This window comes from Mycobacterium sp. pUA109, assembly GCF_041287095.1.
Lineage (GTDB): Bacteria > Actinomycetota > Actinomycetes > Mycobacteriales > Mycobacteriaceae > Mycobacterium.
The window spans coordinates 40620-61608 of the sequence record NZ_JBGGKS010000019.1; the positions used below are offsets into that span (position 1 = coordinate 40620).

A 20989-nucleotide genomic window follows, 5' to 3' on the forward strand; every position below is an offset into this window, starting at 1 on the left:
GCAGGGCGTTGGGCGGCTCTCCAACGGCAGTCTGCGCTGACACGTCGGTCTCGGAGAGTGGCATCCGGTTCTCCTGGGTCATGATCGGTTTAGTCGCCAGCAACCATTTCGGGGCAGGTATCGCCTGCACAACAGGCCGTGCGATGGCGCGTGTCCGGCACCGCTTGTATGCGGTCAGTATGCGTCCTGCACCACAGCCACGGATCGGGTCGGATACGCAGACCGCTACGTAGATACGGAGCGCCAGGTTGGCTAGCGGTCGCGGTTGCCGGTGATCCATCCCGCTTCGCCGCTGGGCTGCGGGAGATCCAACAGCTGCGCGAGGACCTGGGCCGCCGGGTTGTTCCAGGGCATCGCGTGGCCCTCGGGCAGGAACCCGTGGCTGATCATGAGGTTCCCGACCCGCACGATCAGGCAGGCGCCGCGCAGTGCGGCCCACGCCTCGAACCATTCCAGGTCGCGGACGGTGTGACCGGTGAGCTCCTCGAACCGCGCGACCGTTGCATCGCGCCCCGGGAACCCGGTCAGCCTCGGGATACCCAGCCCCGATGAGTAGACCTTGTCGAAGAACAGCCAATAACCCAGGTCGACCTCGCGCCGACCGAGTGTTGCCATCTCCCAGTCGAAGACGCCGGTGACCTGCTGATCCGGGCCGAACATCAGGTTCCCGAAGCGGCCGTCACCCCACGACACCACGAGCGGACCGTCATCGGTGGGCTTCGTCGCCTCCAGCTTTTCAAACGCCGCATCGATCGTCGGGCTCCGCTGGTCACCGGCCGCCCACTGGTAGAAGCGACGCCAGTACGTGAGTTCCTCGTCGAGGACCGTATCGCCGCCGAGGTCGGTGTGGCGCAAGAACCCCAGCCCGTGATCGAGCGGGTCGATGGACTGGATACCGGCAATCGCGCGCAGTCCGGCGTCCCACATCGTCGCGCGCTGCTCGTCGGACAGCTCGACCACGAACCCGGCGGTGGTGAACGGCGGATCGTCGGCCGGTACCTCACCGTGTACCCGATCCACCAGCAGGAACTCCGTACCCAGCACGTCACCCGTTGTCTCATGTGCGACGACGTTCGGGACAGGAACGTCGGTTGCAGTGGCGAGAACCGACATGACCCGAGCTTCGCGGGCCATGTCGTAGTCCGGAAAGACTCCCTCCCCCTCCGGCGGAACCCGAACAACGAACCCGCGCTTCGCGCGCGCGTCGCCATCATCGACGACAGCCTCGAACAGCACCGTCTGACTCGACATCCCGCTCGCTTCGGGGATGACCAGGTCGGTGACGTCGACGGGACCGTCAACGCTGAGGACGCCCGGCAGCCAGTCCGAGAGTCGCCGCCGGACCTCTGCCAGGTCGAAGGTGTTCTTCAGGGCCATGCGTTGCTCCTCGGGCTGTTTCGCCGCAGTCGCGTCGCGGCATCGGGTCAGGCTCGGAACCGGGTGCGGTCGACCGTCCCTCGACGGGTCGGCCGATGGAGCCGAGTTGCCAACCATCGGCTAGACAATTTTAATCACATTTCAATTTTTACGTCTACCGGACCACCCATGGCTCGATCACAGCAGCTACCGCGTCGCCGGCCTCAACTCCGGCGCCCTCACGGTGTTCGACGGACCCTCGCGGTAGTGGAGCCGACCTGGTCGGCCATCCACACCATGATCTGGTTACGTGAGGTGAAGCCCAGCTTCGTCAGAATGTTCTCGACATGCGTCTCAGCGGTACGTTTGGATATCACCAGGGTGTCCGCGATGTCCTTGTTGCTCATACTCTGCGCCACGAGTGCGGCGACCTGCTTCTCGCGTGTAGTCAAGATATCCTGCGGGTCACCGCCACGGGCGCGCCCGGCCGCGGCCAAGTCCTCCCGTACAGGCTTCTCATTGCTGGCGTATTGAATCGCATCATGCAGGCTGCGCGACCGTCCGCGCGCCCACGCATCGTCGCGCGCTGCTTCACCGAGGGACGCGGAGATGGCGGCAACCGCATCCTCATGGTGGACGAACAATCCGCGCAGCGCCGAGGTAGATGTCTGGATGCGGGCCCACACGCCATCGGCCGCACCCAACAGTTCAGCGGCACGCTCGGGCTCCGAGGCGGCAGCGATCCACGCGAGTCCCTCAAAACACAGGCCGATGCCCACCGGATCGTCGATACGATGGCTGATGCCGAGGGCACGCTGATACAGCGTCATTGCCGTAGGGACGTCGCCGCGGCACCAGTGGGTGAAGCCGGCAATCCAGGTCGAGTATCCCCGCGCCCAACTCTCGCCGACGGGTTCGGTGATTTGCAAACACTGTTCGTGACACGTGAGCGCGCGGTCGAAGTCACCGACGAAGCCGTGGGCGAGCTGCAGCAGGTAGAGCGTTTGCACCACTTCGAGGGTGTTCTCCTCGTTGCGGAACCCGTCAAGCGCCTCGTCGAACAGCTCGATGGCGCGCACGAAGTCACCGGAGAAGAGGGCTACAAAGCCCGCGGTCTGGGTGAACAGACTCTCAACTGCAACTCCGACCTCGTCGGCGACCCGCTGGCCCTCAACCAGCAAGCGTAGTGAGCCGGCCAGGTCACCGCTGGCGGCTGACCACCAACCAGCGGTGCGCAGCGCGAGCGCGCGCAGTGGTGTCGACTCCGGCACCAACGGCAGTAACCGGTGGAACCACATCAAACCCGGGTAGAACAGACCCTCGGCAAGGCCGAACTCGTGCAGGTCGACGCCCATCCGCAGGCCGGTCTCGGCTTCGCCGGGCTCATCGAAGCAATAGCCCAGAGCCGTCTGCAAATTGCTGGTCTCTCTCCGCAGCTTGTGGATCCAGTCGACCTGACGCGGGCTGATCCAGTCCTCACGCGCCATGTGCGCCAAGCGCGCATACCAATCCCGGTGGCGGCGGCGCAACTTACCCAGCTGGCCGGTTTCCTCGAGTCGGCGCAACCCGCGATAGCGGATCGGCGGCAGCAGCCGGAACCTGGTGTACATGTCGTACCTCTGCGCGACCAGAACCGATTTATCAACCAACGCAGCTAAAACGTCGGCGAGCGGCTCATCCAGACTCACACCGGCGCACACCCAATCGGCAGCGTCGAAGTCGAACCCACCGGAAAACGCGGAGACCGCGGCCCAGACATCACGTTCCGCCTCGGAACACAGCTCGTAGCTCCACTCGATGCACGCTGCCATGGTGCGCTGCCGATCGGGTGCGGTTCGGCTTCCCCGGGTCAAGATGGCCCAACGGCCAGTGAGGTTGTCGGCCAACTCTGCCGGCGACATGGTACGTAGGCGCACCGCGGCCAGCTCGATGGCTAGCGGGATACCCTCAAGCTTCGAGCAAATTTTTGCCACCGCCGCACTGTTGACGTCGGACAGGTCGAAGTCGGGGTGAACGGCCCTGGCTCGATCGATGAACAGCCCAACCGCCTCAAACGCGTGTAGTCCCGATGGTGGCCCACTGATCTCTCGCGGCGGGACGCTCAGGGGCGAGACGGCATAAATAGTCTCGCCGGTGATGCGCAGCGGCTCACGACTGGTAGCCAGGATGCGCAGCCGCGCACATCGAGACAGCAATATGTCGGCGAGTGGCGCTACGGCGTCGACAACGTTCTCACAGTTGTCGAGGACCAGAAGCACCTCCCGCTCGCGAAGGTAGTCGGCGAGAGAGTCGACGGCAGCGCGCTGCGTACGGCCCTGCAGACCGAGAACGGTCACAACGGTCTGCGCGGTCAGCGCAGGGTCACCCACAGCAGCTAAGGAAACGACGTGGACACCGTCGGCGAACACACGGCGTAAGCCGGACGCGACACGCAATGCCAGACGGGTTTTACCGACCCCGCCGAAGCCGGTGAGCGTCACCAGTCGAGCATCACCGAGGAGTTGCCGGATCTTGCCCCGGTCGCGTCGCCGGCCAACAAAACTGGTCGTCTCTAGCGGGAGTCCGGCGGAGGGGTCGGCGCCGACTCCAAGTGTGACCCTGCCCATGGCACCCTCCATCATGGCGTAGATTCGCATGAGCGATCCACCAGCCCCTGCCATCGGCGCATAGCTGCGTTCATCAGACCACTGACTCGACCACGCTGCCCGACACCCGATTCCCAGATTGGCACTTTGCCGGGGAGGGTGGCGTAGACCCACGAGCGCCTCTTCGATGTGTAACACCGGCGTATTTCCATGTACACCCGTACATCAAATCCGCAGGTTCGGGATTTGCTAGGGCCAAGAGATCGTGGGTTCCTCAAAACCGTCGACACGAGTATGCCGGTCCCGTAGCACAACCTCGGCGAACTGATACAGCACCGCCCCGGTCGGAGCGTGAATGAGAACTCCAAGCAGCGGAAGTTGGATGACGGGCCGTTCGGACTGCGAAATCGACACGAATCGCGGGGTCGTGAGCAGGTCGGTGAAGGGAACGAAATGCACGCTGGAGACTTCGTCAGGATTCGGGCGGATGACATGTTCGCGGCCAGCCCAGCATACGATCGGCGTGATCACATATCCTGATCGAGTCCGGTAATCGTCGAGCCGGCCGAGCACATGGTCGCGGCTCAGGTTGACGCCGAGCTCCTCGCTCAACTCGCGCAGGGCCGCCTCGTCGTGACTTTCTCCAAGTTCAAGCCGACCGCCAGGTAACACGTACTGCCCAGGATGCTCTCGCATATGGGGGGAGCGCTTGGTCAGCCAGACTCCGTATTCGCCGCATTGGTAAACCACCACGATGCTGACGGCCGCCGCACGAGCACCGTGTACCTGTGCGGTCGTGTAGGCGAATCGGTCCAGCCGCGCAGCGATCTCCGACAGCAGCATCAATGAACCCTCACCATCCCCGCGGCGCGGGGTTCCCCCGGCTATATCCACCATGTCGCCTTGTCTTCAATCCGAAAGTGATGGTGGGGCCTAAATAAGCGGCCACCAGCCGGATTTCGGTGCCGGCTAAGCCTCGGTCGAGTCGAAATAGCCGGCGACGTTCTCGAACGCCACCGGCGGCCCGCCCATCAACTGCTCGCCAAAGTTTACATCGCCGCCTCGTAAGTGCTGGGAGCCAGTGGTTGGTCACGGCGCCACTGCGCCCGCAGCGACTCCATCCGTTCCCAGAACGTTTCTTTACCGACTCTCGGGTCCACGCTCCGCGCCCAAAAAAAGGCGAACAGCGAATCATAGAGCTCCATAGACGCGTCAAGGATGACGTGATCGCCGTTACGACGCAACATAGTCCCTTCAGAAATCATCGACAACGTGATGCCGTCGTGGATCGCCCAGGCGGAAGAGCCTTGCTGGTCTTCGCCGAGGACGTGGCGTACCGCTGCTCGGATGACGTCGGCCATCTCAAGCAGTTCCGGTGTGTCCAACTGATATTTGCGCAAAATCTTGTCGAAGGTGGTTCCGTCGCTATCGTGCATGCCCAGTTCAGCACCGGGTAGCGCGAACGGGATCGCGTCGGTGGGCCATGGAGCCGCGTCGGGATCTATGAACACGAACTCTGCGTCCGGATCGATGAAGCGTTTGATCAGCCAGGGTGATGCAACGCGATCGAGGTGCACGTTTTCTCGCGTAACCCATTTCATGGTTTGCCTGTCCTCACAGTTGACTCGCCGCAATGTGTGGTGACCTCGCGACTCGTTGGACCTTCAGTGCGGCAGTTCACGCAGTGGATCCTTTCCGTCCCAGTTCTCGGCTGCCGACGCGACCGCGTCGGATAGCGCCATAAATTGTGCCCCCAGTTTGTGGATCTCGATGGCATGGCCCATCGTGGCTCGACCGTCACAATAGGACACCTCCAGCGGGCCCTGCGTCGCGTGCCAGAAACGCTGCACGCCGAGGGCTTCCAATCGTGCGACCTCGGCATCGGGATCTTCCACCGCGTAACAGATGTGGTTGATGTGGTTGGTGTCGGTGGCGCTGCCGACGAACACGTCCCGAAGACCCGCCGGCGAAACCTCATGCAGCTGCATCAATTCGACGAAGTTGTTATTCCACCTTCCGATGACGGCGGAATGGTCGAGTACGCAGGGTTCACCGTCGTATCGTGCGTCGGGAAATGACATGTGCTTGGCGATCCAGAAAAAGGGCCCGGCCCCGAACATGGTGACCCATCGCCCCACTGCCGCCGAGATATCGTCAACGACATATCCGATGTGGTGAATCGGACGCGATGTAACCGCATCATGCAGCGGTGCGCTCATCGGAGCGCCTCCTTTCTCCTTGACCTGGCTATGTCGTCGCCGAATCTTCGATCTTGAGGATGCCGGCGATCTGTTCCCGCAGGACCGCCTTGTTGACCTTGTGGATGTTGGTCAGCGGCAGTTCGGAGCGGATTTCAAGCCGCTCTGGCCATTTGAACTTCGCGACGCCACGGGCGTGCAAGTGGTCCTTGACCGCTTCGAGGTCGATGCTATCCACGCTGGGTCGAAGAACCAGGAACGCGCACGCCCTTTCGCCGAGCCGATCGTCAGGCATCGCCACGACTGCCGCGCGTTCAATGTCGGGATGGTCCAGTAGCAATTGCTCGACCTCCTCAGCGTTGATCTTCTCACCGCCCCGGTTAATCAAATCCTTGATGCGGTCTTCCAGCCGATAGTAGGAACGGCCGCCATGCTGGATCTCGGTGACGATGTCGCCGGTCCGGTATAGACCGTCGGAGGTGAAGGCGACAGCATTGCGCTCGGGAGCAGCGTAGTAACCGCGGATAGTGTACGGGCCGCGTACGCACAGTTCCCCGGGCCGCCCCGGTGGCAGTGGGTCTTCTGTATCCGGTTTGTGTACCCGAACTTCGTCGTACGCCGATACCGGCGCGCCTTGGGTGCCGTGACGAATCGCCATGGGCGCATTGCGGTCCGAGAACATGCACAGCCCCTCCCCCATGCCGAACATCTGAATCACCTTGCAGGTGTCAGTTTCGAATTCCTCGACCACTGACGGCGGTACGGCGCGGTCGGCCCACGCGATGGTCCGTAGCCTGCTCAGCGCGATCCGGAGTTGCGGATCGGCCTGGATGACGCGGACGATGGGCCGGGTCATGAGCATGTGGGTGATGGTCGTTCGCGAGGCAATACGCAGGAAACTGTCGTTGTCCGGCGGTGAGGTCGCAAAGCATCCGCCGACCGAGTGTGCGGCGTGGAGTGCGCAAATGATTCCGGCATTATGGATCAGAGGAAGCAGATGAAGCGCGACGCTACTCTCAGTGATGTTCATCGCTTCGGCCCACGCCCGCGAGTTGTACCAATACTCGGCGTGAAGTCGCGGAATCAGCTTGGGAACGCTGGTGGTGCCGCCGGACAGTTGCAGCACCGCAACGCTGTCCGGGGACAGCGTCTGCTGAACCTCATCGACGAGCCGGCGCGGATCGTCGCTGCTGGTACTAGGGTCGGCCAATGACTCGAGGGAGACCTCGTCGCGGCGGCTTTGCCCGGTTCCTACGGTCAATTTCACCCGGAGACTGGAATTCGTGTGGGCGACCTCGGTGGCTAGCGCACGAAGATCGTGGCCGGCGAAGCTCGGTTCGAACAGGTGCGCTGCGGGTGTGCACTGCTGCGTTATCGCCCTGATTTCGTGCTGGCGGTGCTGTGCCAGGGTGGCGACCGGCACCAGTCCCGCCTTCAACACCGCGTACCACGCCAACACGGCCCAGGCATGGTTGGTTACCTGAAACAACACTCGCTCGCCGGGCTTGAGGCCAAGACCGAGCAGTCCCGCCGCGATCCGGTTGGTGATTTCGCCCAATTCGGCATAGCTCAGTTGGATGTTCGGATCGACCAGCGCGAGACTGCTGCCGAATCCGTCGATCGACGCCTGTAATTCCTGGGCTATAGTCTGTGAATTCCACAGTCCGGCTGCGCGGTAGCTGTTCACTAACTCCGGCGGGTAGCCCACCACGCCGGGAGCGAGGTCGCTGACGTGAGATGTGGTCATCAGTTTAGGCGCCCTTTGGTCCATTGGGCGATTTCGCGCGCCGCCAGCTGCATACCCGGTTGGTCTCCGGGTGCTAACGGTCGGCCGAAATGATCAGCCCGGATACTACTGTGGCACACATCGTTGGAGGCCGCGGCATCGACGGCGGCGGCGATATCGCTGGGGAACACCGAACTGTCGCCCGTAAATTCAATGATCAACACTGGCACCGTGACGCCGGCCAGCGAGCGCGTAAGAGACGCGTTCGACGACAATCCCGACCAAGTCGACAGCCACGCCTCCGCGGTGGCCAGTCGCCCGAACCCGTTGACTCCGTAGTTCGACACCGACGGCTTGGCGCTGATCACCGAACCGTATGGCCGTTCGGAGGGATCCAGGTGCAGATCCGTACAGCGCAGATCGGCGTCAGTGCGGTAGGTCGTGATAATCGGGGTCAAAACACTCCTACGCCGGTCATCACGGCTGGCGTTGCCGCCCTTGATTTTCGTACGCGCCGCCATCTGCTCGGCGATCAACTCTCGGGCCAGCGCGTCGATACGCGCAACCCGCTCCACCTGTGCGGCACGGTAGCTGGTGACGAAGCTTTCCGAGTAACGCGAACCGCCGTCCTCTGCCGTCGCAAAGCCGTTTGCGGGATCGAACGGATCCAGCTCAGGGTTGACGGAGAACGGATCGCGTTCGTCGGTCACCGATGGATCGATCGCGCCTTGAAGCAGCTTGCCCTGACCCGGGTGCGGGGCGATCAGCACCAAGCCATCCGGAGCGGGCATCGGCGCGTCAGGTAGCTTGGTCGGCGCGCCGCCCGGAGTGCGGACGATGCGCGAACCCGGTTGCGCCTGTGCCTGTTCGGTGTAGTAGGAGTAGAGTCCGCCGCCGCCTGAATGGCCAACCAACACAACGCGGTCGAACCCCTGTTGACGCAGCAACTCCATGCCCGCCGCCACGTCGAGCAGGGTGTTCTCGTGTACCAGCCGTAAGTCATTGCCGACGTCGCGGCCGACCTGCGCCCACACCGCGCACCCCCGCTCCAACAACTCGGGGATGATCGGATGCTGGCGCAGATCCTGGCGTGGATGCATCAGGCAGCAGACTGTCCCCGACGCAGCATGGGCACGGTAGAGGGTGCCCTTGGTGATCTCACCGTCGAACGTGATCAACGTATGTGACGTGATCTGCACGGTGTCGGGCAGCACGGTCGGCCAGAAGTCGATGGCCAGAGCCGCGCGTCCGCGCCCCGAGGGCTGGCGCCCGGCCCGCGGCCGTGATCCGTCATCGGTCAGGTGAGTCATAATCCTTGCCTAGTTCCCATCCGTCATTCGCTCCGCTTTCGCAAGAGCAGCAGCTAATTTCGGCAGTAGAGGTATGGCGCACAGCTGTTCACCTCCGGTCTCGGCCTGTACTTGTGTGACTCGAACCACGACGGCCGGCAGCGCCTCGCCCTCCCGTGTGAATTCAGACCGAAACGTCACGGACCGTTGGCTGCGCCGGTCAATCCACAGCGAGGCGTGCACTCGGTCGTCTAGCCGAAGTGCAGAAGCGTAATCCAGTTCGCAGTGCACGGCGGGCAAACCGTAGCCGTCCCTCAGCGTCTGTGATGTTGCACATCCGACGTCGGCCAACCACGTGGTGACGAGACGCTCCGACCACCGGATCGGCGCGCCGAAGTAAATGACTTGTGCCGCGTCCGTGTCCCCCATCGCGACCCGAAACGATGTGTGCACCAATGCATCAAACTGCACGCCTCCTCGGCCAGAATCAGCCACCTCGGCCTTTCTCCATATCGGTGCCGCAGCCAGAACCCGGGAGGGTCGCTGAATCAGAAGAACGGAACGTCCGGGGGAAGCCCGCACCGCACTCGGCCGTGAAGCTCGGCGTTGGTACTGAACACCAGGAACGAATGCACTGTGAGCGCGTCGATATCGTTGACGATGCGCCCCAACGGGTTCGAGACCTGCAGCGCACTCGCACCAGCGGCCTGTCGGGCGATCTCGACCACTTCGTGACACCGTTTAAAGCACCAGGCCGCATCCGAGCGAATCCGGACTCGACTGGAAGTATCAGCCAGGTTGACCGACACCTCCAGTGCGGTATCGGCAGCGCGCTGCGCATGGAAACGGGCCTCGTCGAGCTTCATAACGGCCTCGTCCATCTGCAGATGCGTCACCACCGCGTCGGACTGTTTGGTGTACGGCGTGTACGTAATCCCGCGATTGTGGATCCGAGAAGCAAAGATCTCCACCGCCGCTGACGCCAGCCCCAGCGGAGCGCCGGTGGCACCCGCGGTAAAGAACGGGATGTTTGGCATGTTGAAATAGCTGTCGGAGCCCAACGACTCGGATTCTGAACCACCCATCGACGAGATGGCAATGGGCTGGACCATGTGCTCGGGCACAAACAAGTCATCAGCGGTCAACGCGTTGGATCCCGAGCCCCGCAATCCCGAAACGTGCCAATCGTCGGCGGCGGTCAGATCAGCACGCCTGACGATGAACATCGCGGGCTCGGGTTCCTCCCCGTCACGGTTGATGAATGACGCCATCAGACCCCAGTTCGCGTGGTGCTGCCCACTGCAAAACCGCCACGTCGCCGACAATAGGTAGCCACCGTCGGTGGGCACCGCCCCGCCAGAGGGCGTGAAATTCGAGCAGGCACGCGGTGGACCGTCCGCATAGACTTCATCGAGCGCGCGGTCCGGGAAGGTGCACATCATGAAGACGCCGCCGTTGTAGATGCTGTTCACCCAGGAAGCGGAAGCGCACCCTTTGGCGAGCTCCTCGCCGATACGGATGAATACATGCAGTGGTACCTGCGATCCGCCGCGGAGCCGAGGCGCCGTCAGGCCGAACATCCCGGCCTCTTCCAGTGCGTCGATGACTTCGTCCGCCGGCCGCGTCAGCTGAGACGCTTCGTCGGCATGCTTGGCCAGCAGCGGAGCCAGCTCTTTTGCCTTGGCGATCAGTCTCGCGCTGGTTTCAGATTCCAGCGCTTGCTGTGGGCTCTGTGCAGCGGTCGTGGTTGTTCCGGACACGTTTCCCTCCAACACATAGCGCTCTAAAAGACCCGCCGTAACCTCCGTCACACTAGGGGTATCCGACGTTGTTGTCAAATAGTCGCCGCCGCCGTAAGCTGGTGTCCGGGCGTTGATTGCGCACTGATTTGTGCTGGCTTCGACGTCCCCCTGGCTACAAGGAGGCAGCGTTGTCACCAATCGGCATTGAGCGCGTTAATTACATTGCCCTCAAAGCGCGGGACCCCGAGTCAGCCGCAGCATTCGCCACCCAGCGACTCGGCTTCAATCTGGCCCACGTCGATCCCGACGGCACCCATTACTTAAGTGCGCACGGTGTCGACAGGTACTCGTTGGTCTACAAACCAAGCGACACCCACGGTCTGCATCACGTCAGCTATCTCGTACACGACGGTGCCACGCTGGAGTCAGCAGCCACTCGGCTGGAGGCCACGGGTGCCACTGTCAGGAAGCTCGACGCCGCGGGATGGGAGGGCAGTCCGGCCATCCGGGTGCTGACCCCGGCGGGTCACTGCCTGGAACTCACGACCGGTGTCAGCACCGAAATCCCGGTGTCCCATCTGATCGAGGCGCCCGACACCGGCGGGCCCGAGCCTGTCGTCGCCGATCATCTCGGCTTGGGCGCCCCCGATTTTGAGGCGGAAGAGGCGTTCATGCTCGAGACGTTGGGGCAGCTGTACTCCAGCCGGATCATGGGTCCCGGCGGAGTTCAGGTGATGGGTTTCCTCCGCTCCCCGGGCCGCTACCTGTATCACGATGTCGTGCTCGTGCGGACGCCGGAGACTGCCCTGCACCACATCCAGTTCAGCATGAAGAACGTTGATGCCTTCTACTCCACCGCCACCGCGTTGCAGGCCAACGACGTGCGGATCGAGTGGGGTCCGCTGCGGCACGGCCCCGGGCACAACATCGCCATGTACTTCCGCGACGCCGAGGGCTACTGGTTCGAGTACTCGGTCGAGGAAGAGATCATCCTGCACGACCCGACCTATGTGCCCCGCACCTGGACGGTTGAAGACCCACACGCCGTTGACGAATGGGACACCGGCGCACCGCCTGCCGAACTGATGGGACCGCCGCCGGCAGATGCACTGCTGGGCGCCTCGCTTGATGAGACCTTCGCGGTCGACAACACCTAACATGCCGCGAGCACGCGACGTGGCGACCAGAGCTATCGAGGAGAAGTCATGAGCTTGGGGACGGTCGGCTTCATCGGCGTCGGGCGGCTGGGCTTGCCGCTAGCAAAGCGATTGCTCGAAGCCGGCCACGCGGTGGCGACCACAAAGCGGGGGCGCAGCCACGAACTCGTCCAAGCCGGTGGTCACATCGGCGGGGACGGGTCACCGCAGGCGGTTGCCGAGGCGTCGGAGGTCATCGTCACCTGCATGCCGTCGGCGTCGGCTTTCGAAGACATCCTCGACGGCCCCGACGGCATCCTGCGGGCCAACCCGGTACCACCGCTCATCGAGGCCAGCACCTTGCCGCTGGAAGTCAAGACAACCGCCCGCAAAAAACTGGTCGCCGCGCAATCCGGCATGCTTGACGCGCCTGTCAGCGGCACGCCCGCAATGGTGGAACGCAAAATAGCGATGATCTACGCCAGCGGGGACCACGATCTCTATCTGCGGCATGAGCCCGTGCTGCAAGCCATGTCACCTCAGGTGACTTACGTCGGTTCATCGCTCAACGGGTCGAAGTACAAGTTCGTCGCCCAATTTCTGGCCACCATTAATGTGACCGCCGCGGTGGAGGCAATGGCATACGCGCAGCGGGCGGGGCTCGACCTGTCCGAAGTCAGCAAGCTGATCGCTGCCAGTCCAGGCGCCACGTCCGGACAATTTCAGATCCGCGCCCCGCTGATCGCCGCCGGTCAGTTCGAGGGGACGCTGGTCACCGTCGACATGACGCTCAAAGACGTTGACCAGGTTCTGCAGTACGGCAAAGAGATCGGCGCGCCGACAGATCTTCTGGCGATCGTAGCGCAGCACTACCGCCGGCTTTCGGATGCCGGAGAGGGTGACGCCGAGCCGGCCAAATTATTCACGACCCTTACGCAAGGACCGACACCATGAGCAGGCCTGCGTACGGCTGGGTGCGAGGTCTCCGCTGGTGAGGCTTGTTCGGATCACGGGGGCCGGTACCGGGCTGATCCTGGAAGTCGGCCACCAACTGCACGTGATCGATATCGTCGCCACCGAGCCCGCACTGCGATCGGAGGCGCCCGAGACTGCCCGCGGGATCCATGCTTTGTTCCAGGATCCCGGGCAGAGCTGGCTTCCCATGATCAGCAATTGGGCCGACGCGCGGGAAACGTTGCGGAAATTGGCCGCAATCGCGATGGACGACATCCGTCAGGACCGCACGCGGCTGCCTATCCACACCTATGAGGAGCTACCGCTGGATCCACCGATCCCAGATCCAGGATCGCGGATCTTCGCAATGGGCGGCAACTTCCCGGCGCACACGTCAACGATGGGTACGCAGATGGACCTACCCGACTCCGTCCTCAACGGCGACGCTGGCAATACCCCTCCGTGGGGCTTCTACGTTATTCCGGGCACGATCGTTGGCACGGAAGCCACGATCACTCCGCCGGCTGGAACGCGATACCTGGACTACGAGGCCGAAGTGGCCGTGGTTCTCGGAGCCGGGAACCACCAGCCCGGGCGCACGGCAGCCTGCATCTGGGGGTATACCGCCTGGAACGATTTCAGCATTCGCGACACCGCCTTGGGTGTTTCACAGACCGACCACGGCCCTTTGACCTGGTCGCTGACCAAAAACTTCCGGACCGGCAACAGCTGCGGACCGTGGATGGTGGTCGACCACCCAGCGGTGGATAACCTGTCGATTTCCTGCAGCGTCAACCAAGAAGTGCGCCAACGTGGGAATACCTCCCAAATGAAATACTCCTTCGGAAGGATCGCCGCGCATGTATCGACGTATATCCCCATAGGTTCCGGCGACATGATTCTGTCTGGGACACCCGGGGGCACCGCGGTGGAGAGTGGACCTGGCGGCCCATTCCTGCGGAACGGCGATCACGTAACCGTTTCGGTAGACGGTATCGACGTGCTGACCAACCGAATCTGCTTCACCGGTTAGCGCAGTGCGTTTGCGATGTCGCCTATCTTCGCCTGCTTGTCCCAGCAGCAAGAAGGGCCGTTGACACCGCCACAGCATGGCGTCACAACTTTTGTCCCATACCAGACCACCACCGACCGTAAACGGAGCCGCAGAGACCTATGGCACGCTTGGACATCATCGGAGGCGGACCCGCTGGCGCGTTCACGGCCCGCCTAGCCGCCCTTCGCTATCCGGACTGGAAGATTCGCCTGTTCGAGCACCTCCCTCCGCATGACACTTTTGGCTTCGGTGTGGGCCTGACCCGAGCACTGCTCAAGGCGGTCGATGACGCCGACCCGACCATCCATCGCCGGCTGCGGGCGGCGACATTTCCCTTCTCATCAGCCGAATTTCACCTCCCTCAGGGAACTGTCAACTTCGGGCGGTCACACACCGGAGCGATCCGTCGCGCCGAGTTGCTGCGCATCCTTCTCGAGGGAGCCGAGGAAGCCGGTGCAGAGGTCCGTATCGGCGCACCCGCTCACGTGGACGACCTTCGGGGCAACGCCGACATCGTCGTCGGGGCAGACGGCCTTTCCAGCAGCACACGCAGTCGGTTCTTGCCGCAATTCAACGCCAGCACCACCATGGGCCGTGGAGTATTCATCTGGTGTGCAGCCGATATCGAGCTGAGCGGTAGCGTTTTCGAACCTGTCGAGACACCGGCGGGAATCTTCGTAGCGCACGCATACCCGTACGCTCAAGGATTGTCGACCTTTGTCATTGAGACCAGCTCAGAGACGATCCGCCGTGCAGGTTTCACTGATCACGAGTGGAAATCCGATGATGAATCCGATGACCGGGCACTGGAATACCTGTCCGACGCGTACTCGACGATGTTGAAGGGCGCGCACTTCTTCGGCAACAGGTCACGCTGGTCGCATTTCACGACCTTGAAATGCCAGAATTGGTCCTACCAAAATGTGGTGCTGCTCGGCGACGCGGCGGCCACGGTCCACCCGTCACTGGGTTCAGGCACCAAAGTCGCCTTGGAAAGCGCCATCGCACTGGTCGAGAGCCTCGCCGCGCTCGAAACTCGCCCGCCAGGCAGAGTGCTGCAAGAGTTCGTCCGCACCCGCCGACCCAGCGTGGCGCGCCTTCAGGAGAGGGCCATGCGCAGCCAGTTGTGGTGGGAATCCTTCCCGGCACGCAAAGATCTATCGCCGTCTCGGATCGCCCTCGCCTACCTCAGCCGATCGGGCGTCGTCTCGCTGGATGGACTGGCTGCGTCAGACCTCGAACTTGCGGTCCAGGCGACAGCTGATTTCGCCAACGTCCCTGCCGCGGCGGTCCCTGTGCGCGAGCTTTCGCAGTGGGTGCTGCACCATGCCTTCTCCAACCACAAGCTCAAACTACCGACGCGGGTACTACCGCCTGCTGACGGCAGCGCCAGCAACGGCACCGTCATGACCATCGACGTGGCCAACGGGGATGCCTGGGGGCCCGATGGTGACGACTATGTCCAGCGCGCCAAAGAGCATGCGCGCAGCGGGGCTCACATTGTTGCGCTCACCGGCGGCACGGGGCGATCCGATCTGATGGATCGGCTTGCGGTTGCCGAGCGCATCCGCTCCGAGACCGACTGCGCGGTAGCGATCCGTGCTCGCGCCGATCAACAGGACCTCGTGGCCGACGGAATCGTGGCCGACCGCGCCGACCTCTTGGAGCTAGACGTCAGCTCATAAGAATCCGACAGACTCGGCACCTACAGGTCGATATTCTTATTGTGCCGCAGCATGTTATCGGGATCCCACTTCGATTTAGCCTCGACCAAGCGACGGTGCTTCGTCGCCGAGCCCCATGCGCCCGAACGCCATTCGGGACCCAAATCGGTTGTCAGGTTGATGTAACAATTGTCGCGCAGGCGTGACCGCAGATCGACGTGTAACTCGTCAGCCCATGTCATGAACTTCTGGTCATCGTTCTCTTCGTCCCATTGAGTAGCGACCTCCCAGAACCAGGTCGCACCCTCGCGGGAGAACGCACACGAGTCCTCCTCGAAGTCCTCAGTGATAGCACCGCCCAGCGACCAGAAGTTCTGCACGGTGCTGGGAGCGGGTGGAGCCGTGCGTGGCGGAGCCGTCGCAGCGTGTTTCACGCCAATGTCGATCGCGGCATCGGAGAGCTGCGACAGATACCCGCCCTTCGTGTACACCCGTCGGCCATAGGGCGCAATCACATCAAGCATGCTGTTGGCCACCGGCCACGGCGTCGGCGCTACCGCGATCGTCGCTGGCGTTCCGCACGCAGCCAGCTCCTTTATCACCGTGTCGGACTGCTCGGGCGAACCGGAGAACACCACAACGAACATCAACACGTCCTGCCCATGCATCTCCGCCGGCACGGGCGGCAGTGGCGGACATTGTGTCAATGCAGCGATTACCGCGAGCTCACGCGGGGCCGTGGGCATGTACTCGCGAAGAGCGCGCATCACCGAGGGAGCCTGATCGTGGGCGTAAGGAATCATCCCCGCCGACACCACCGGCCGCATCGGGCGCGCTTGAAACTCGAAATCGGTGATGATGCCGAAGTTTCCGCCACCACCGCGCAGCGCCCAGAACAGATCGGCGTTCTCGTCCTTGCTCGCCTGCACCACCCGGCCATCGGTAGTGACCACCTCGCAGGAGATGAGGTTGTCGACAGTGGCTCCGTAGCGGCGCATGTTGTAGCCGACGCCCCCGCCGATCGTCAGCCCGGCAACCCCGGTGGTACTCACCGTGCCCGACGGTACTACCAGTCCGTGGTCATTGAGCGCCGGATCCATCTCCCCCAACAACACACCGGCGCCCAGTCGCACGCGTGCCGTCGACTCGTCGACCGTGATGCCTTTGAACGCGGTCAGATCAAGTACCAGCGCACCGTCAGGCATCGCAGTGCCGTCAACACCGTGCCCTCCGGCCCGGACCGCGAGCGAAATATTTTTCTCGGCAGCGAAGCGCACCAGGGTCACCACGTCGGCGGTATCGAGCGCACGAGCGATCGCGGCGGGCTGCCGGTCGGCCATACGGGTGTTGTAAATGGCGCGAGCTTTCACATAATCCTCGCTACCCGGATAAAACACCGGCCCGCGGAAATCCTCCGGGACGGAGTTCAACCTGCCCGACGCCGCTACCGCCATCATCGCTCCTGCCTGTGGCCAACACACCTATTTCCGTAAAGCGCTACACATCACAAATTCGCCGACTCGTGACCCAGCGTTGAATCGAAACCGGGTGAACGAGCCGCGTGTTGTTCATTTTTGCGAGCCTATTCCGGCTCGATACGCAAAACGTCGTCATCAAATTGCGCCACTTTGCCATTGCGTAGTGCACCGATCGAGCTGAACCAGACCGAGCGACGGGCTCCCGCCTTTTTACGCTCGATCGTCAATGAGCGGTCGCTGGCCAATTCGACGTAGTTACCCACGCTCCGAATTCTGGTTGCGCATCGTGAACCTTCATCGATGACCGGCCGGAACTCGGGCACATCGAGAACGTAGAGTTCGACCATCTAGTGGCGCTCCCCGACTAGTTCATCCGCGGTGGCCTGGCTGACGATCAGCTCGGCTTTGCGGACCCACAGCGCCGCCAGCGAAGGCTGTTCGCAGGACTCGACAACATCGACCAAGGCCCGCACCGTCAGCTCAGCGTCGTTATCGTCGACCTTGGTGGTGGCGCGCGTGGGATAGGTGAACTCGACCAGATAGCCGTTGGGATCGTGCGTGTAGATCGATTCGATGGTCTCGTGCTTGACCTGCATCTCAACAGTCCACGAATTGGACTCTAATCGTCGACGGTATTCGTCGAGGTCGCCGACGGAATCGACATGTATCGCCAGGTGGCGCGAATCCTTGAAAAACCCCGGGATCTCCGGGCCGTGCGTGGCATACGCGTCCCCGCTCCGACTGAACCGCTCGACACCGAAGTAATAGAAAAAGGCAATCCGGTCGCCTTGCCCGATATCGAAGAAAAAATGAACAAAGTCGGGATGGTCGGCTGGACCCCAGCCCACCGCGCAAACAGAATGCACGATCGGGAAACCCAAAATGTCGTGGTAGAAGCGGACGGTTGCCGCGGGGTCGAAGGTGGGAAAAGCGGCATGGTCAACGCCGCGGGCCAGGTTCTCTACCCGCCCACCGGCCACGGTGGAGTCGGCCATCGTAGGTCCCCTTCCTCAGCATCGCTGTCCGTCGAGAGTAGCCCCAACATCCTGGCCAGTCAACATTGTCGTCAACTATTGAGCATTGATGTAAACTGGTCGGCGCGGCGGTCGCTGGTTGTGACGGTGACCCCGCCTAGCATGAGGGGATGGCGGAGACGATCGACACGACGGAGACCTTCGACACGACTGATCGGCCAGCCGCGCCGAAATCGGGGGGCAAACAGCGTGCAGCGGTTTCGAGCGCCTCGAGCATGCGGAAAGAACTCGTCGAGAACCAGATGTACGAGACCGCTGCAAAGCTGTTTGCTCGGCGCGGTTTCGCCGGGACGAGCCTGCAGGATATCGCCGACGAGATGGGCATTACGCGGCCCGCCTTGTACTACTACGTGAAAAGTAAAGATGAGTTGCTGACCAAACTCGTCACCGAAATTACTGAGGGGAATACTGCACAGGTCCTCGACGTCGCCACCGACCCGAATCTCGGTCCCGCGGAGAAGCTTTCCCGCATCGCCTACGTAATGGCCCACAACCGCGCCTTGCAACCCACGCGATTCTTATTGCTGGCGCGATCGGAGGCGGAACTCCCCGATGGGTTGGCGGACATTCACGAAAAGACCAAACGCACCATGCTGCGCAACCTCATCGCTGTGATCACCCAGGGCATCGAGGCAGGACAGTTCCGGCCCGTGAATCCCCGATCGGCGGCGCTGGCGGTGATCGGTATGTGTAACTGGGTCGCATGGTGGTTTCACGAGGAAGACAAAGCGACCGCCGATCAAGCCGCGAGCGATATTGCCGACCTCGCGGTGGCCAGCGTCTTGCAGGCCGCTGATCGGATCACCGCCACAACCGGACCGCGGGCGGCGGTGGCTCTGTTGCGTCAGGACCTCGCCTACCTCGAGCGACTTCTCGATACTGAGAGCGATCATCCCAAGCCGAGCGAATAACGACAGCCCACTCGACGGTCAGCGCGACCGGTATCCACCGTTGTTCACAGCGCGCCCGGTGGTGCGCTGATGCCATCGAAGGTGAGGTCGATCACCGCGTCGACTTGGGCTGCGAGGTCGCCGTTATCGTCACGCATCGAATGGTCGAGGGCCAACCAGAAGGCGGCGCCGAACATCGACTGGACAGCGACTTCGACGTCGAAGTCCCGGTGTTCCCACCGATCGAGGTTGAGGCGCGTGGCGTCGATGGCGGCGTCGATCAACGGCCGGATCTGGTCGGCGTAAAACCGGCGCGCATGATCGCGGTCGCCGAAGAGGATCACCCCGAGAGCACCGAACGATTCCACGAACATCTGCAGTAGCGCAGCGAAGAACTCACGTGTCGACTCACGCTGCGTTGCTCCGCCCGGGTCCGAGGGCAAGGTACGGACGGCATCGATCCGGTCACTTAGCAGTTCGTGAACAGGCGCCATGATCGCCTCCTCGAAAAGCTTCTCCTTGGAGTCGAAGTGCTTGTAGATCAACGCGCTGTTGACTCCGGCGGCGTCGGCGACGGACTGGACCCGGGCACCGGCGAGACCCTTGCTGAGGAACTCCGACCGAGCCACTTCCAGTATCTGGCTGCGCCGCTGGTCGCCGGTCAGTCGAGGGGGCTGGGCGTTTGACACGAGTGGTATCGTACCCGAGGTATTAGTCAGTAACTAGTTACCGATAAGAAGTCGGGGAGGCGCGATGCCAGAGCACAATCCGGCCGAGCCGATCACGGGTCGGAGTGTGCGATGAACGGGGCCGTCGACTCCCGGCTTTCTGCGCTGGAGCCGCCATGGTGCCAGGAGATGTTGCGGTCGCACGGCTTTGGGTCGGTGGTCCTGACGACGGTCCGCGCGGAGCCGATGTCGGTCAGCGGAGCGGTAGCGGACATGGCCCGGTTGAGGCTTAGCTACGATCCGCGCCACCCATCGGGTCCCTCCAGTGTGATCGCGAAGATCAGTGCCCGCGAGGGGGTGCGTTTGGCGCTGGATCAGGCGCTGGGGATGCAGGAGCGCGAGATCCGGTTCTACGCCGAGCATGCCGATCAGATGCGGTTGTGCAGCCCACGTTGCCTCGGCGTCGGTGACGGCACGATCACGCCGCTGTTGCTCGAAGACCTCGGTGGACTGCGAGCTGGGGATCAGGCCGCGGGTCTGGCGAAGGAGGATGCCGATCGGCTAATGGATGTTCTTGCTGAGCAGCACGCGGCATTCTGGGAGTCGCCGATGTGCGAGGAGTCGTGGCTGGCATCACCCACTGACGAGGCATACGCCAGTATGGTCGCGCAAGTCGTGAACACTGGCGTCGACGTCCTAGCTGATCGCTACGCCGACCGCGCTCCTGTCGAGGCGATCAAAGCGGTCGAATCACTCGCACCCCGATGGCGCGAGGTGGTCGACGCATGTGCTGCGGGGCCACGCACCGTTGTCCACAACGACTGCCGCTTGGACAACATCTTCTTCGACGACGACGGCACTCCGATCTTCGTCGACTGGCAGTCCGTCGGCGTCAGCCGAGGCATACACGACGTCGCCAATCTTCTGGCCGGAAGCATGAATATCGAGGATCTTCGCCAGCACTGGGAGAGCCTGCTGAGTCGGTACCACCGGCGCCTCTGCGCGCTCGGCGTCACCGACTACGACTGGCAACAGTGCGTAGCCCACTACCGGCAGTCGATCCTGTTTCCGCTTGGGCAGGGAATCGCCCTTGTCGGCGCGCTGAACCGTCACGACGGTCGAGGTCTGACCGATCCAGCGCTGCTTCGCCCCCTCCTGCACTGTCACGATCTGAACGCCTTCGACACCATCGACCAGCTTGCCTAAATCAAGGAG

Annotated in this window: 19 protein-coding genes; 6 read left to right on the forward strand and 13 right to left on the reverse strand. The window is 62.7% G+C overall.

Annotation, left to right across the window (positions count from 1 at the left end):
- Nucleotides 1–252 precede the first annotated feature (252 nt).
- The 9 genes from ACAG26_RS20455 to ACAG26_RS20495 form a co-directional block, all read right to left on the reverse strand.
- Nucleotides 253–1377: a phosphotransferase family protein gene (locus ACAG26_RS20455; RefSeq protein ID WP_370484896.1), complete on the reverse strand. Its 1125-nt coding sequence runs from the start codon at nt 1375–1377 to the stop codon at nt 253–255.
- Nucleotides 1378–1595: 218 nt separating this feature from the next.
- Complete coding sequence (locus ACAG26_RS20460; protein WP_370484897.1) at nt 1596–3992, reverse strand: LuxR C-terminal-related transcriptional regulator; 2397 nt, start codon at nt 3990–3992, stop codon at nt 1596–1598.
- A 198-nt stretch (nt 3993–4190) separates the two neighbouring features.
- Complete coding sequence (locus ACAG26_RS20465; RefSeq protein ID WP_370484898.1) at nt 4191–4784, reverse strand: CoA pyrophosphatase; 594 nt, start codon at nt 4782–4784, stop codon at nt 4191–4193.
- A gap of 206 nt (nt 4785–4990) precedes the next feature.
- A complete protein-coding gene (locus tag ACAG26_RS20470) occupies nt 4991–5542 on the reverse strand; it encodes a chromate resistance protein ChrB domain-containing protein (protein WP_370484899.1) in 552 nt (183 codons plus the stop codon).
- Nucleotides 5543–5605: 63 nt separating this feature from the next.
- On the reverse strand, nt 5606–6160 hold the full coding sequence (locus tag ACAG26_RS20475; protein WP_370484900.1) for a VOC family protein: 555 nt from the start codon (nt 6158–6160) through the stop codon (nt 5606–5608).
- Between the two features lie 28 nt (nt 6161–6188).
- Complete coding sequence (locus ACAG26_RS20480; protein ID WP_370484901.1) at nt 6189–7886, reverse strand: AMP-binding protein; 1698 nt, start codon at nt 7884–7886, stop codon at nt 6189–6191.
- Nucleotides 7886–9175, reverse strand: coding sequence for an alpha/beta hydrolase (locus ACAG26_RS20485; protein WP_370484902.1), 1290 nt, complete (start codon nt 9173–9175; stop codon nt 7886–7888). Before ACAG26_RS20485 ends, ACAG26_RS20480 begins: the two co-directional genes overlap by 1 nt.
- Nucleotides 9176–9184: 9 nt before the next feature.
- Nucleotides 9185–9625 (reverse strand): acyl-CoA thioesterase, encoded by a 441-nt coding sequence (locus ACAG26_RS20490; RefSeq protein ID WP_370484903.1) that lies wholly within the window; start codon nt 9623–9625, stop codon nt 9185–9187.
- A gap of 77 nt (nt 9626–9702) precedes the next feature.
- Complete coding sequence (locus ACAG26_RS20495) at nt 9703–10914, reverse strand: acyl-CoA dehydrogenase family protein (protein WP_370484904.1); 1212 nt, start codon at nt 10912–10914, stop codon at nt 9703–9705.
- A 170-nt stretch (nt 10915–11084) separates the two neighbouring features.
- Between ACAG26_RS20495 and ACAG26_RS20500 the strand changes: the two genes are divergently transcribed.
- The 4 genes from ACAG26_RS20500 (at nt 11085) to ACAG26_RS20515 (ending at nt 15725) form a co-directional block, all read left to right on the forward strand.
- Nucleotides 11085–12053 (forward strand): VOC family protein, encoded by a 969-nt coding sequence (locus ACAG26_RS20500; protein ID WP_370484905.1) that lies wholly within the window; start codon nt 11085–11087, stop codon nt 12051–12053.
- A gap of 48 nt (nt 12054–12101) precedes the next feature.
- A complete protein-coding gene (locus tag ACAG26_RS20505; RefSeq protein WP_370484906.1) occupies nt 12102–12986 on the forward strand; it encodes an NAD(P)-dependent oxidoreductase in 885 nt (294 codons plus the stop codon).
- A gap of 37 nt (nt 12987–13023) precedes the next feature.
- Nucleotides 13024–14019 (forward strand): fumarylacetoacetate hydrolase family protein, encoded by a 996-nt coding sequence (locus ACAG26_RS20510; RefSeq protein ID WP_370484907.1) that lies wholly within the window; start codon nt 13024–13026, stop codon nt 14017–14019.
- A gap of 140 nt (nt 14020–14159) precedes the next feature.
- A complete protein-coding gene (locus ACAG26_RS20515) occupies nt 14160–15725 on the forward strand; it encodes an FAD-dependent monooxygenase (RefSeq protein WP_370484908.1) in 1566 nt (521 codons plus the stop codon).
- Nucleotides 15726–15745: 20 nt separating this feature from the next.
- On the opposite strand, the gene ACAG26_RS20520 is transcribed toward ACAG26_RS20515, so the two are convergent.
- The 3 genes from ACAG26_RS20520 to ACAG26_RS20530 all read right to left on the reverse strand — a co-directional run bounded on the left by ACAG26_RS20520 (nt 15746) and on the right by ACAG26_RS20530 (nt 18177).
- A complete protein-coding gene (locus ACAG26_RS20520) occupies nt 15746–17158 on the reverse strand; it encodes an FAD-binding oxidoreductase (protein ID WP_370484909.1) in 1413 nt (470 codons plus the stop codon).
- Between the two features lie 128 nt (nt 17159–17286).
- Complete coding sequence (locus ACAG26_RS20525) at nt 17287–17529, reverse strand: glyoxalase (protein WP_370484910.1); 243 nt, start codon at nt 17527–17529, stop codon at nt 17287–17289.
- The gene (locus ACAG26_RS20530) at nt 17530–18177 is read right to left on the reverse strand and encodes a VOC family protein (protein ID WP_370484911.1); all 648 of its coding nucleotides are present in this window, start codon (nt 18175–18177) and stop codon (nt 17530–17532) included.
- Between the two features lie 149 nt (nt 18178–18326).
- Here ACAG26_RS20530 and ACAG26_RS20535 point away from each other — a divergent pair, with 149 nt between their 5' ends.
- Nucleotides 18327–19127 carry a TetR/AcrR family transcriptional regulator gene (locus ACAG26_RS20535; protein WP_370484912.1) on the forward strand — a complete coding sequence of 267 codons (801 nt, stop codon included), beginning with the start codon at nt 18327–18329 and terminating at the stop codon, nt 19125–19127.
- Nucleotides 19128–19171: 44 nt separating this feature from the next.
- Here the strand turns inward: ACAG26_RS20535 and ACAG26_RS20540 are convergent, their stop codons facing one another.
- Nucleotides 19172–19795, reverse strand: a complete 624-nt coding sequence (locus ACAG26_RS20540; protein ID WP_370484913.1) for a TetR/AcrR family transcriptional regulator — start codon at nt 19793–19795, stop codon at nt 19172–19174.
- 111 nt (nt 19796–19906) lie between these two features.
- Here ACAG26_RS20540 and ACAG26_RS20545 point away from each other — a divergent pair, with 111 nt between their 5' ends.
- The gene (locus ACAG26_RS20545; protein WP_370484914.1) at nt 19907–20980 is read left to right on the forward strand and encodes a phosphotransferase; all 1074 of its coding nucleotides are present in this window, start codon (nt 19907–19909) and stop codon (nt 20978–20980) included.
- Nucleotides 20981–20989: the final 9 nt, after the last annotated feature.